Raw genomic sequence first — 13,854 nt, forward strand, 5'->3', positions numbered from 1 at the left:
GGGGGCAGATTTTTAATTTCGGGCGGGTCGGAAGGCTAGGGAGGGGGGGGCATCGTAAAAGTACTGGTCGCCTTACTCGTTGTGGTATTTTTCTCCTCTCAGAATCGTCATTCCCCGGTAGAGTTGTTCGGCAAAGAAAAGGCGGATCATCTGGTGGCTGAAGGTCATTTTGCTCAGCGATAGCTTGCCGTTGGCACGTTCGTAGACAGCGGGAGGAAATCCGAAAGCACCGCCTACCAGAAAGACGAGCCGGCGGTACGGTCTTTGCAATTGTTTGTCGAGCCAGTGAGCAAAATCGACGCTGCCAAACTGCTTGCCTCCTTCGTCGAGCAGGATCAATCCGTCCGAATTTTGCAGGCGGGAGAGGACCATTTCTCCCTCTTTTTCTTTCAGTTGTTCGGGGCTCATTTTTCCGGCTCCCTTCACGTCGGGGAGGACCTCGAAGGTGACGGGCAGGTAGTGTTTGAGGCGTTTGGCGTAGATGGCTTCTCCCTCCCGCAGGTAAGCTTCGGATGTTTTACCGATGTAGTATACGTGTACCTTCATATCCGGCAAATATAGGCGTGGCAGATCAATGGCTCTCCGGGCGACGGAGCGCAGGATGCAAAGTTAGTTGTGAGGCTGTGTTTGTGCAGCTGGCAACCTATTCGTGTACCTTGCCCTGCACCTGCGGCCGCGCCCTTATCTTCGTGCAAATTTTCGACCATGATCTTTCAGCAATATACCCTTGATAATGACCCTGCACTGAACGAAGTTCTGGTGGCTTTTCTCTCGGAGGCGGGGTTCGACTCTTTCCAGGAAACCGATGAGGGCCTGTTGGCTTTTGCTCCCGCCGAAGACCACGCCCGCTGGGTGCGGGAACTGGACGAACTCTCAGGCCAGTTCCCTTTCACTTATACCTCCCATCCGCTGGAGGATAAAAACTGGAATGAAGAATGGGAAAAGCAATTTCAGCCCCTGCAGATTGGTGACCGGCTTTACATCCGAGCTGATTTTCATCCGCCTCACCCAAACATCGAACAGGAGCTCGTAATTACACCGAAGATGGCCTTCGGTACGGGCCATCACCCCACCACGCACATGATGTGTGAGTTGATCTTCGAACAGGACCTGGCCGGGAAACGGGTTTTCGATTACGGCTCGGGTACCGGGGTGCTCGCCATCCTCGCCAAGCGTCTCGGCGCAGCCGAGGCCGACGCGGTGGATATTGAATCCTGGTCGGCTGAGAATACCCTGGAAAACGCCCGGAGGAACGGCGTTGAGATGGACCAGATAATCCACGGAACCCTCGACGATGTACCCGCCGGAGAACCATATGATCTGATCCTGGCAAACATTAACAGAAATGTAATTTTAACCACCGCCGAAGCGTTGTACCAGCGACTTCGCCCCGGAGGAACAGTTTTGTTCAGCGGTATTCTCGACACCGACGAACATTTACTGGTCTCCAGCCTTTCCAGCCTTGGATTTGTCCATCAGGAAACCCGGCAGCGGGCGGATTGGCGAGCCTTCGTTTTTACCCGTAATTAAGAATTTACATGCGTTTACTATTCTTCCTTCTTACCGCTCTTTTGGTGTCCGGCCAGTCTTTCGCTCAGAAGCTGACCGATTTACCCCCGGATACCGATCCTGCTGTTTTTTCCGAATCGCTGGAAGAGTTCATGAACGCATCGGGAAATAAAACCGCGAAGGACGCTTACGCCAACTTCTCCGGTGTGTTTTTCGGGGGAGGCTTCACCGAGGAGCAGCAAAAACGAATTGCCAACACCTCTGTGTTGTTAGCGCAAAAACGCATCAGTTCGGCGACCGGCTTCAAATCTTATCTGGAGCTGCTCCCTTTCCTCGGGGGAACACCAGAAAAAGAAAACCCCGCTTTTGCCGGTTTTCACGATGGCCTTGACCTGTTGCTCAGGGACGAGAGTTCCCGTACCGGAGAAATCGTGAGGGCACTGCAAAACGCCTGGAGCTACCTTGCTCACCAACGACTCGATGCCAACCTCGGTGATGACGGCTGGCTTGTGGTGGGCGGAGCGCCCGTCTTTTCGTTTCAGGACGGGAACCTGATGATGAAACTCGATACCGTGCAGCAGTTGGTCGGGATCGGCAAACGGGACACTATTTACATCGACGAAACAGAACTGCTCGTTAACCTCGGAGAAGGCAACGCGCGCGGATCAGGAGGTAGAACGGACTGGAAACGGCAGAACCTCCCCGAAGAGGTTTTTGCGATTCTGGTGAGTTACGACATCGAGTTGAACAGGACCCTCTACAAGTCCGATTCGGCTCAGTTGCAGTTTCCGGAATACTTTGATAACAAGATCCTTATCGGGAAATTTACCGATAAAGTAGAGCCCGGCGGCGCGCGGTCCGGCGGGGAGTACCCTCAGTTTATCTCCGACGACGGCTTTGTAGAAATTCAGAACGTCGGGGAAGGAATTGACCTGAAAGGAAACTTCGAACTTCGTGGAAATACCGTTTATGCCATCGGAACGAGCGGCCGTAAAGCCCAGGTAACCCTTGGCGTTCAGGACGGTTCGGGAGATAAAAAGATAAAAGCTCAGGCCGACCGGTTTGCGATAAAGGCCGGCGAAACGATTGCCGGACAGGGCGTGAAAACCACGGTTTACTTTGGGGAGGATAGCCTTTATCACCCCAGTGTAACGCTACGGGTACAGGTCGCTGAGCGGATCGCTCAGCTTTCCCGGTCGGAGTCGAGTGCCGACCGTAGCCCGTTCAACCACAGCCTCAACAATATGCAAATCTATGCGGAACGCATGGATGTATACCTTGATCGGGACAGTGCCGTAGTTGGCCGGAAAACGGTTTCTTTCGAAGAAAAGCCCGACGTTGTTTTTGAAAGCAAAGACTTTTTCGACGAAGGCGATTACAACCGCCTGCGAGGTATCGCCGGCAGTAACCCGCTGGACGTAATCTATGCCTTCCGCAACAGCCCCGAGGGCGGTAACGACATCATTGATGCCAATGTATTGGCCAAGAAGTTCAACCCCCGGATGAAAGCGGCCGACATTCAGCCGCTCTTGTTCGACCTGCAAACCAAAGGGTTTTTGCTGTACGATTCGGAGTCGAAACTCATCGAGTTGCTGCCTAAAGTCGGGCACTACGTCAGAGCCAGCCGCGAAGAAATCGACTATGATAAACTCCGGCTGATCAGCAATACATCAAGCGTAAATGCTTACCTCGACCTGAAAAGCGGGGAGGTACGCATCGATGACGTGAAACCCATTGAGTTCAATCGCCAAAAGCAAATTGCAATCAAGCCTCTGGGCAACCAGTTGACGGTGAAGGGCGATCGGAACTTCGACTTCGACGGCGATATATACGCCGGAGGTATGGTGTTTCAGGGTAAAGGATTTCATTTTGAATATGAGCCCTACCGGGTGAAGCTTGACTCCGTCCGTTACTTCGACCTCTTTCTGCCGGTAGACGATACCTTCGGGGAAGGAATGAAACGTAAGAGTACCGGCAGCCGAATTGAGCACCTCAGCGGCTACCTGCTCATCGACGCACCAAAAAATAAATCGGGTACGGAGGACATCGCCTACTTCCCCTCCTTACAAACCCAGGCAAAAAGTTATATATACTACGACCGGGCTGATACATCGGCATCTTACAACCGCGAAGACTTCTACTTTGAGCTGGAACCTTTCAGCCTCAACGGAATGGACAGCCTGATCTCTACCGATGTGGAACTTGAAGGTAAGCTCTTCAGCGGAGGAATTTTTCCCGATATGGAAGAGTCGCTGACCATTCAGGAAGACGGGAGCCTTGGCTTCGTCACCCAAACTGCCGAAGGTGGCCAGGATGCTTACGGAAACCATGGCAAATACGAAGGAGAAGTTAGCCTGAGTAACCGGGGTTTGGCGGGTAAAGGCCGTCTTACCTACCTGGAGGCAAACATCGACAGCGAAGACCTGAGTTTTCAGCTCGATCGTACCACCGCAACCTCAAAGAGTTTCGAACTGCAGGAAACAAGCACTTCGGGAAGGGAAATACCTCAGGTAAAAGGTACCGAAGTGAATATCGAGTTCAAACCCTACGCCGATTCTCTGATCGTTAACTCTGAAGCCGGAGCACCGTTCGAGATGTTCAAAGCCGGAGCGCACGAATTTCAGGGAGGCCTCGTATTAACACCCGAAGCGCTGAAAGCAAACGGTACCCTCAGCTGGGATGCTGCAGATATGAGCAGCCATGACCTGGACTTCAGCACCTTCGGTGCTCATGCTGATACGGCTAACGTTTCTATCAAGTCGTTGGCTGGGGATGATCGCCTGGCCCTCAAAACCACCAACGTAAAAGCAGACGTTGACTTTGAAACCCAGGTGGCTTCCTTCGAGAACAACTCTTCCGATTTGGCTACCGCACTGCCGTACAATGAGTTCAAAACCAGTATCGACCGCTTTGACTGGAACATGGCGGGCGGCAACGTTACTTTTCAGGCCAAACCCGGCAAAGACCGCTTTACGAGCACAAACCCGGATCAGGATGAGCTTAATTTCACAGGGACGGATGCAACCTTCGATATCAATACCAGTATCCTGAATGTCGATGGTGTACCTTTTGTGAAAAGTGCTGACGCAAAGATTATTCCCGGAGACGGTAAGCTGGAAATCGGTGCCGGCGGTGAAATTGCGGAATTGACCGACGCAACCATCGTCGCCGACACAATCAACGAATACCACGTGATTGAGCGGGCAACCGTAAAACTCAAAGGCCGTAAAGAATATACGGCCTCCGGGTTTTACGTTTACAACGTAGGTTCTCATACCCAGGAAGTCGAATTTCAGGATATTGTCGGTACACGTATCGGTAAAGGCAACCGCGACAAAAAGGCAACTGCCACGAGGGCCGAAGGCGAAGTAGCTGAAGGAACACCTTTCTTCATCGACAACAAAACCCGCTTCTACGGTACCATCAACCTCGATGCAGGAAGCAAGACTTTATTCTTCGACGGCTACGCCAAGATCGAGGCCGAAAAATTACCGGGGGCACAGTGGTTCACGATTCGCTCCGAAGGAGACAAGAAGAACCTGGCCCTGCGGGTGGCTGAACCGAAAGACCGCGAAGGCCTGCCTCTATTCACTGGTATCTACCTCAGTAAGCCTAACCGCCAGATTTACCCGAGCTTTGTACAAACGCTTGATTTCCGCAAAGATCACCCCATTCTGGACTGCAACGAGCTGATGCTCTACGATGAAGTCCGCGATGTTTTCCTGTTCGGAGACAGTGCGCGCGTTTACAACCCCGCACTTACGGGAGGCAACCTCATGGAGTTCGATCATGCCAACGGAAAGGTCAGCGGAGACGGAGAACTTGGCCTCGGAGGGCGCCTGAAGTACATCAGCATGAAGTCCTACGGAACAGTAGAGATGGATCTCCCTACCGGTAGTCGTCGTCCTCCGGAACCGGAGCCCGTCGCACCCGCCGAAAAAGAGGAAGAAAAGAAAGAGGACAAGCCGAATATGTTCTTGCTGGAAGAAGAAACCAAGCCCGATCCGGAAGCGGCTGACTCTACGGCAACCGACGGTAAAACCGGAATCACGATCGAGGGAGCTATCGCTGAGCGCTATCCGGACGTGGACGTCAAGGCAATGGCCGCTATCGACCTGATCCTGCCCAACAAACTGGTTAACATGATGGCGACCGACATCATCTCCGGTGGCTACGCCGCCCCGGGGCTGAACGTGGTTACCGACAAGGAGTTTTACCGCGCTGGGTTGGAAACACTTTTCCCCGTCTCAAAAGAAAAGGACGAAGCGCTGGCGAGCCTCGACGCAGCGGTCTTGCGGGTACCTGAGAAAATCAACGACCATACGTTCCTCTTCAGCCAGCTGAACATGCGCTGGTCAAACGATTACCAGTCGTTTGTTACGACCGAGAAACTTTCTGGCGTAGCCAGTATCAAGGGCAACCCTATCGCTAAAATGCTCGAAGTACGCGCCGAAGTGAAAATGACCACCGGCGGCGACGACCGCCTGTACATCTACGTCAAGTCACCCAGTGAACTGTACTACTTCTTTGGCTTCAAGGATGGTATCATGAACGTGGTTTCCAATAATACCCAGTTCATGAACGAACTGGAAGGTATGAAAGCTAAAGACCTCATCATGAAGATGGACGATGGAGAGACCTACGAAATTCTGCCGGTGAGCCCGGGCACCGCCCAGACATTCCTGCGCAGGGTAGAGGCAGCCTTCTAGTGGCCGGGCCACAAGGTCTTCAGAAATGAACTGTTATACCTTCCGCGCTTTATGCTAGCCTGATTACACGGCGCGGACGCAGGTGCAGTGAAAAGGTTTAAGGGGGCCTGGACTTCCAGAAAGCTTTCGTTCGTCGAAAACATTCCCCGGTTCCTCCCGAAAACCTTAAATTACAACCCAAACAAAACAACTACTTGCAATGGCCATCTTCAACGATCTCAAAAAACTATTCTTCGGCGCAAAATCCGTCGCTAAGCACCAGGCTTCGAAAGCCAGTGAAGCCGCCGGAGGATTGGCCGATGAACTGAAAGACAAAGCCGGAGACCTGCTCGACGATGCAAAAGCTGCAGCCTCTGATCTTGCCGATAAGGCGCCCGGCTACGTAGATCAGGGTAAAGAGGCTCTGGAAGACTTAAGCGATAAAATCTGGCGCGAAGCCGATGCCGCTGTTGATAAAGGAAAAGAACTGAAAGACAAGGCCTCCGAGGCCATCAACGCTAAGCTTGACGACCTGAACCCGAAGCCCGAGCCCGTTGACCTCGACGCCGAAATCGGCCTTTCCCTCGAAGACCTGGGGATGACGGAAGTCTCCCAACCCGCCGCGCCAAAATCAGGTAGCATCGATTTCGAAGAAGGACTCATCGAAGATTCAATGGGTAAGGTCAAGGACGCCGCTACCGGCCTTAAAGACGCTGCCGGCGATGCTTTCAACAAAGTGAAAGATGCCACCGCCGGAGTCCGCGGAGCAGCAGCCGAGGCTGCTGATACCGGATTGAACGCAGCGGCTAAAGCGGGTGCTGGCCTCAAAGATCAGGCCGAAATCCTCGCCGGGAAGGTTGGCGATGTCAGCGAAGTCGTTGGTGCTAAAGTCCTTGAGAAAGGCAGCGATATTCTAGACCGGGGCGCCGAAATCGGCGCCGACCTGAAGGGTAAAGCATCCGACTTCATCGACCACGCCAACGTGGAAGCCGAGAAGATGAAGATGGAAGAAACCATCGAAGAAGCAAAACGCGCCGCCGAAGTAGCCGAGGCACGCGCCCGCGCATTCGACGGGAAAGAAGGAGCGCGCGACACCTCAGAATCGACCCTCTCGGGCACCGATTCTTTCTTCGACCGTGCCGCACGCTTCGCCGAAGGCGACTACGCCAACGAAGGAGGTAAAGACATGCAGATTAAGGACAATCCCGACGCTAAACCAAAAGAGAAGGGCGGCCTCATCGCCGGCTTCCTCGACTCCGACGGTGATGGCGACAGCCTCATCGATGACGCAGAGGTCATCGACGAAGAATAACAGGGTTGAGCGCCTCTGGCGCGATTTTTGTTGCCCTGGAGTCGCTCATCCCTGTACGTGTTTAGGATTTTGCACCTGAAATATGAGTTATGAAACCTATTAAATTCCAGGAATTGTCTTTCAATGGAAGCAATGCCCCGTGGCTGGTGCTTATGGTAACAGGCATTGTCTTTATCATGCTCAATCTCTTTGAGGTATTCTCTTTCATGGATCCTACCGTTCTGAAATTTCTCAATGCAGGCAGCTATTTGCTTGCCTTTTCTGTTCACGTTCGTCCTTTTCTGTACCGGAATTACGTGGAATGGAACAAGCGTGGTATCGTGATCCGGGTCAACAGTTTCTTCGGGGTAAACTTCAGTTTTGCTGACGTTAAGTCGATTGACTATTCGGACGATGCTTACAGGATCTACACCCATAAAGGTGGCAGCCCGAAAACCATTCAGCTGGCAGGAATTGAGGCCGGTAGCCGCAACCGGTTGAAGGAAGTATTACAACAGTACGTTCGATAGCCGCCTTTTTCACCTCAGGCTGTCTCGCCGGAGGCGGCCGAAGATAGAGGCGAAAGTGACCGGTTGGTGCAGGAAAAGTTAAGCTCCGTTTGGCCAACCAAAGCTAAGAGCGGCTTACCTTAGCCCCATGAAGCTACGACTACCGTTCCTCTCCCTGCTCCTTACCTTTCTCTGCACCTGCGTCAGCGCCCAAACAACTGCTGATACTTTCGAAGATGGTGATCTGCTGAACCCGACCTGGACGGGAGACAATGCCAATTTTGTGGTTGCCGATGGCCGGTTACAACTGATGGCTCCCGACGCGGGAACATCAGAACTCGGGGTGGCAACACCCATCAATTACGACGCTCCAACCACAGTATACGAGTTTCTGGTACAAATGGATTTTGCGCCCTCGGCCAGCAATTTCTCCACCGTTACGCTCATCGAAGCGCGGGCGTTGCCCGAGGTGCGGCAGGTGGAAATGAAATTTGGCGGTATTTCCGGCAGCGATGACCGGCTGGAGGTAAGTTTTGTGGTTGGCGGCACCGAAGTCGCTACTATGGAAGGAACTCTTGGTGCCCTCGGCTCTAATCCGGCAATTGCCCGTTTCCGTATGGAGCATGCGGGAAACACCTGGACGCTCTCGGCCGATTATACCGGTGGCACTAATTTTGTTCTTCAGGACCAGACCACGGTAGATATGGCCATCAGCCCCGATTCGCTGGCGCTTTCTGCCCGTTACACCGCCACCCGGTCTGACCTGATGAGCTGGGATGATCTGTTGGTCACCTCGGAAGTAGCAGTAGATGAAACCGCTCCCGTTCTCATCAGCAGCACCCTGACCAACCCCGATGAGATCACGCTGATATTTGATGAAGTCATCGCGCAGACCCCGGCGGGATCACCCGCCAATTACAGCCTCTCGGCCACCGGCCTGAGTGTGAACAGTGTTTTGGTAGACGGAGCGACGGTTACGCTGAGCCTCTCGGACGAACTGCCCGACGGCGAAGATGTCACCCTTACGGTCAGCACGATCACGGACGAGTCCGGCAACATTCTGAGCGACCTCAGCCTCAGTTTTCGCTACGATATTACTGCAACGCCGACCTCCCGCAACGTCGTCATCAATGAATTTATGGCCGACCCCAACCCGGTAGTCGCCTTGCCCAATCAGGAATATCTGGAACTGTACAACCCGACGGATACAGTAGTGGACCTTACCGGCCTGGAAATTGCTAGTGGCGGCAGCCCGGTAACCCTGCCGGAAGGCAGCAGATTGGCCGCCCGGGGTTACGTCGTGATCACGGGAAATGAAGAGGCAGACGGCTTCCGCGCCCTCGGCGCAGCAGTGATTGAAGCCTCGCTGCCAACCCTGAGCAACGCCGGAGATGAAATTTCGGTAGGTTATCAGGGCCAGAATATTCAAACCATCAACTATACCGACGATTGGTATAACGATACTGAACGCGACGAAGGTGGTTACAGCATAGAGTTTATCGGAGAGGGCGCAGACGCAGGATGCAGTGCCAGTTGGAGGGCAAGTCTGGCCCTGGAGGGTGGTACTCCGGGAAACGTGAACTCCGTTCTCGGCATGTCGTCCGACGTGACGGCCCCCGGCATTGCAGAAATCGAAGTCGGAGACTTCGGTATCACGCTCACCTTCGATGAGGCCATCGACATTAGCGACTTTACCGTCGATTTGTTCAGCTTCAGTCCGGCCATTGAGTTTTTCCGGCCGGCGTCAATAAGCGATAATTCATTCTTCCTTTCCGCTGACCTGGAGGAGAACACAGTTTATACGCTTACCATCCTGCCCGACTTCATGGATTGCGCCGGCAATGCTCCCAGTGAGGCCATAGTGCTGACGGTCGCCATCCCAACCGTTCCCCTGCCGGGCGACGTGGTGATCAACGAAATCCTTTTCAACCCCGCTACCGGAGGCTCCGACTTCGTGGAGCTCTACAACTGTTCCGACAAGGTGTTCCAGATCGAAGGTTGGTTGATCACCAACCTGCTCTCGAGCAGCTCTACGGCGACGCAGGAGATCACCACTTCGCGGCTGTTTCTGCCGGGCGACTACCTCACCTTTACGCCCGACCGTGAAGACATCCTGGCGCGCTTTCAGGATGTGAACCCGGAGTTGCTCATCGAGCAACGCCTGCCCACCCTGAGCGACGATGAAGGAAACGTTACCATCGACGCGGGCATCGTCCGCCTGGATGCGTTCGATTACACCGAAGACTTTCACTCCGAGCTCCTGAGCCCCGACGATGGCGTCAGCCTGGAGCGTCTGCGCCAGAAATCTACCACCCAGGACGGCAGCAACTGGTTCAGTGCCGCCTCAACCGAAGGCTTTGGTACCCCGACGCGCGAAAACTCTCAGGCCCGCTCCGGCCTGGAACCCGCAGGCGAAGAGACGTTCTCGATCGTCAACCCGACCTTCAGCCCCAACGGCGACAGCTTCGAAGATTTTCTGGAACTCAGCTACACCACTGATCGTACCGGTTTCCTGGCGCGGGTGCGCATCTTCGATGCGCAGGGCCGCCCGATCCGGACCCTCCGCCTGACCGAACTCCTGGGGGGAACCGGAACCCTCCGCTGGGATGGCGACAACGACGAAGGCCAGAAAGCCAAAGCCGGTTTGTACGTACTCTTCGTGGAGCTCTTCAATCCGGACGGAGAGGTGCGGGAAGAGAAGTTGGTAGGGGTTTTGGCGGGGGAGCGGTAGGCCTTCCGGCCAATGCTCTCCGCCCGGCTGTTTTGAGTTTTGTAATTATGGGTCATGGATTAGGCTCCGGGGCCGCCCGCCCGGGAAATTGATGAGCGCCATTTAAACTCATTGCCCGTTAAAACCGTTCCTTTGCACCCGCGTTCGCGCTAATTAACAAGTCCTTTTTTTCGAAGAGCTAGGATTGAAGTCTTGAACCGCGCCGACCAACGAACCAAAAGACCAACGAACCAATGAGAATAGCATCCTACAATGTAAACGGTATCCGTGCCGCCCAGAAGAAGGGCCTTGCAGACTGGACGGAGCAGACAGGCCTCGATATCCTTTGTATTCAGGAAACCAAAGCGCACCGCGAACAGGTCGATATGAGTGAGTTCGAAGCCCACGGCTACACCCACGCTCAGTGGCACAGCGCCACGAGCAAAAAAGGGTATAGTGGTGTACTGACGCTGAGTAAGGTCGAGCCGGATTTTGTGCAATTCGGTTTTGGAATGGAATGCTACGACTGTGAGGGCAGGGTAGTCAGGACGGACTTTGGTGACTTAACCATCTTCAACTGCTATTTCCCGAACGGTGGACAGGGAGATGAGCGCCAGGCTTATAAGTACCGTTTTCTCGATGACTTTCTTGCCCACATCGTTGAATTGAAAAAGACCCGCCCGAATATTCTGGTGGTGGGAGATTACAACATTGCCCACGAGGAGATCGACATCCACGCCCCGAAGCGGAACGAAAACAATTCGGGCTTCCTCCGCCCCGAACGTGACTGGATGACGAAGTGGTTCAGCGAAACCGGACTCGTGGATACCTTCCGGGCCCTGCATCCGGAAACAGTAGCCTACAGCTGGTGGAGCTACCGTGCCAACGCCCGCAACAACAACAAAGGCTGGCGGATCGATTACCTCAGCCTGAGTAAGGAGATGATGGATCAGGTGGTTTCGGTCGAACATCGTAAAGATGATGTGCACTCCGATCATTGTGCACTCGTGCTGGAACTCGCCGATTAGTACGAAGGCCGATGAATGAGAAGTGGTCTACACGTTTGAAAGTGGTGGACTACCAGTTGGCGACTAATTGCCTTGTCTTCGTAGTCCAATGCGGTTACTTTTGCGCAATATTTACTCAGTTTTAAGACCATTGCTATGTCCCGCATCTTTTTCGACAACGCTGCAACTACACCAATTGACCCGGAAGTGATTGCCGCCATGACCGAGGTAATGACGAAGAATTACGGTAACCCTTCGAGTATTCACTCCGAAGGGCGGAGCGCAAGGGCGATTATCGAACAAGCGCGAAAAACGGTGGCCAACGCACTGAACTGCAGTATCGGCGAGATCTTTTTCACCTCCGGAGGTACAGAAGCCAACAACATGGCACTGAAAAACAGTGTGCGCGACCTCGGTGTGACCCGCATCATTTCGTCGCCTTTGGAGCACCACTGCGTGTTGCACTCGCTCGACGCCATCGTTGCCAGCGGAAGCGCCAGGGTGGAAATGGTCCGCATCGACGAAAAAGGAAGTGTTGACCCTGAGGACCTGAAAGCGAAGCTTGCTTCTTCGGACGAAAAGACACTGGTGAGCCTGATGCACTCGAACAACGAAATCGGCAACTTGCTACCGATGGATGAAGTTGCTGTAATCTGCGAAGAAGCAGGTGCTTACTTCCATTGTGACACGGTACAAACAATGGGGTATTTCCCGATCGATCTGGATGCAACCAACGTGAGCTTCCTTTCGGGCTCAGCCCATAAATTTTACGGTCCCAAGGGCATCGGGTTTGTGTACATCAATAACGACAACATCATCAAGCCCTACCTTGACGGAGGCGCTCAGGAACGCAATATGCGCGGCGGCACCGAGAATATTTACGGCATCGTTGGCCTGGCTAAGGCTATGGAGAAAGCCGTTGCCGAGCGGGAAGTCCGCGCGGAAAAAATAAGCTCTCTCAAACGCTACTTCATCGAAAAGCTGACGGCTACCTACCCTGAGGTTACCATTAACGGTAACCCCGATCAGAGCCACTTCAAAGTGCTGAGCGTCAGCTTCCCCGAGAGTGACAAAGGTGACCTGCTGCTGATGAATCTGGACCTGCACGGCATTTCCGCCTCCGGCGGATCGGCCTGTTCCAGCGGCATAGACGTTGGCAGCCACGTGATCGGTCATCTGCACCCGGACTCGAAGCGGCACACGATTCGTTTCAGCTTCAGCCATCACAATACCACGGATGAGGTAGATGTAGTGGTAGAGAAACTGGGAGGGATGCTTTAGTGAGTCTGGAGTTATGGAGTCGGGAGTCGGGAGTTGCTGCTGCAAATGCCACTTGCTGCGCTACGTTTGCATATCGTACTTAGCGGTGTGTATCACAATGGTCCGCTACAGTTTGTAGCCAATGAGATGACTTTACTTCCGTGCTCAGCAAATCTTGCAGGGTGGCAACAGCGTCATATCTCGTCATACATCTCGTCTCACCTTACCTGCCGGCGGCCTTCTTTCGCTGCGCGTCTTCTGCGGGGTAACAGGGCAAAGAAGCAACACCCTCGGGCTGTGTCTCCGGCCAAAGTCGCTTCGCAATGAAAATAGTCGAAAGTGTCGGTGGAGGAGTTTCACTCCGATTGAGCCCGCGCTACATCCCGTCTCACCTTGCCTGCCGGCGGCCTTCTTTGACGGGGCAAAGAAGCAAACCCCTCAGGCTGTGTCCCCGGCTGCTCACTAATACGGTCACTGCTGGCCTAAAAAGCAAAAACTCGCCTCAAACTGATCCTTCGAAGTCTGGAACTGTCGGGAGTCGAAGCCCTTCGGAAATGCAGCAACTCAGTGTTGGCTCATACAACTTGCTTTTCTTAACGGCCACCAGCAACCGCATTAGTAGCCGGGCCCAAGGCCGAAGTAGCTGCGCAATAAAAATAGTTGAAGACACCGGAGGAGGAGTTTTACACCGACAGAACCCCTACGCGCCAGTTACGCGACCAGAGGTCGCTTATCCCTGCTGTTCACCAGAGGTGAAGGCGGCCGGACCAAAGCTTATACTTGATACTCCAACTTTCGTAATTGAAAGCAACGCACAGTACTCCGACATTCCGGCTTCGGCCTTGGCACCGGCAGTGGAATGCAGTTTTTGAAGCCGTTA

General features: G+C 53.8%; 8 protein-coding genes. 7 read left to right on the forward strand and 1 reads right to left on the reverse strand.

The window, feature by feature from the left end; all coding sequences use genetic code 11:
- Positions 1-72: 72 nt before the first annotated feature.
- The gene (rlmH, locus tag FUA23_RS06320) at positions 73-546 is read right to left on the reverse strand and encodes a 23S rRNA (pseudouridine(1915)-N(3))-methyltransferase RlmH (protein ID WP_147929884.1); all 474 of its coding nucleotides are present in this window, start codon (positions 544-546) and stop codon (positions 73-75) included.
- Positions 547-705: 159 nt separating this feature from the next.
- Here rlmH and prmA point away from each other — a divergent pair, with 159 nt between their 5' ends.
- The 7 genes from prmA (at position 706) to FUA23_RS06355 (ending at position 12,995) form a co-directional block, all read left to right on the forward strand.
- A complete protein-coding gene (gene prmA, locus FUA23_RS06325; RefSeq protein WP_147929885.1) occupies positions 706-1,530 on the forward strand; it encodes a 50S ribosomal protein L11 methyltransferase in 825 nt (274 codons plus the stop codon).
- 8 nt (positions 1,531-1,538) lie between these two features.
- A complete protein-coding gene (locus tag FUA23_RS06330) occupies positions 1,539-6,218 on the forward strand; it encodes a hypothetical protein (protein WP_147929886.1) in 4,680 nt (1,559 codons plus the stop codon).
- 199 nt (positions 6,219-6,417) lie between these two features.
- Complete coding sequence (locus FUA23_RS06335; protein ID WP_147929887.1) at positions 6,418-7,509, forward strand: hypothetical protein; 1,092 nt, start codon at positions 6,418-6,420, stop codon at positions 7,507-7,509.
- Positions 7,510-7,598: 89 nt separating this feature from the next.
- Positions 7,599-8,018, forward strand: a complete 420-nt coding sequence (locus FUA23_RS06340) for a hypothetical protein (protein ID WP_147929888.1) — start codon at positions 7,599-7,601, stop codon at positions 8,016-8,018.
- Positions 8,019-8,145: 127 nt separating this feature from the next.
- Entirely contained in the window at positions 8,146-10,728 is a 2,583-nt protein-coding gene (locus FUA23_RS06345; RefSeq protein WP_147929889.1) for a lamin tail domain-containing protein, read from the forward strand.
- A 233-nt stretch (positions 10,729-10,961) separates the two neighbouring features.
- Positions 10,962-11,735: an exodeoxyribonuclease III gene (locus FUA23_RS06350; RefSeq protein ID WP_147929890.1), complete on the forward strand. Its 774-nt coding sequence runs from the start codon at positions 10,962-10,964 to the stop codon at positions 11,733-11,735.
- A gap of 135 nt (positions 11,736-11,870) precedes the next feature.
- The gene (locus tag FUA23_RS06355) at positions 11,871-12,995 is read left to right on the forward strand and encodes a cysteine desulfurase family protein (protein WP_147929891.1); all 1,125 of its coding nucleotides are present in this window, start codon (positions 11,871-11,873) and stop codon (positions 12,993-12,995) included.
- Positions 12,996-13,854: the final 859 nt, after the last annotated feature.

The organism is Neolewinella aurantiaca, from assembly GCF_008014675.1.
Taxonomy (GTDB): domain Bacteria; phylum Bacteroidota; class Bacteroidia; order Chitinophagales; family Saprospiraceae; genus Neolewinella; species Neolewinella aurantiaca.

What these genes read in the sequence shown, in the direction of transcription:
- rlmH (WP_147929884.1), bottom strand. Translation starts at nt 546, where the DNA reads ATGAAGGTACACGTATACTACATCGGTAAAACATCCGAAGCTTACCTG.
- prmA (WP_147929885.1), top strand. Translation starts at nt 706, where the DNA reads ATGATCTTTCAGCAATATACCCTTGATAATGACCCTGCACTGAACGAA.
- FUA23_RS06330 (WP_147929886.1), top strand. Translation starts at nt 1,539, where the DNA reads ATGCGTTTACTATTCTTCCTTCTTACCGCTCTTTTGGTGTCCGGCCAG.
- FUA23_RS06335 (WP_147929887.1), top strand. Translation starts at nt 6,418, where the DNA reads ATGGCCATCTTCAACGATCTCAAAAAACTATTCTTCGGCGCAAAATCC.
- FUA23_RS06340 (WP_147929888.1), top strand. Translation starts at nt 7,599, where the DNA reads ATGAAACCTATTAAATTCCAGGAATTGTCTTTCAATGGAAGCAATGCC.
- FUA23_RS06345 (WP_147929889.1), top strand. Translation starts at nt 8,146, where the DNA reads ATGAAGCTACGACTACCGTTCCTCTCCCTGCTCCTTACCTTTCTCTGC.
- FUA23_RS06350 (WP_147929890.1), top strand. Translation starts at nt 10,962, where the DNA reads ATGAGAATAGCATCCTACAATGTAAACGGTATCCGTGCCGCCCAGAAG.
- FUA23_RS06355 (WP_147929891.1), top strand. Translation starts at nt 11,871, where the DNA reads ATGTCCCGCATCTTTTTCGACAACGCTGCAACTACACCAATTGACCCG.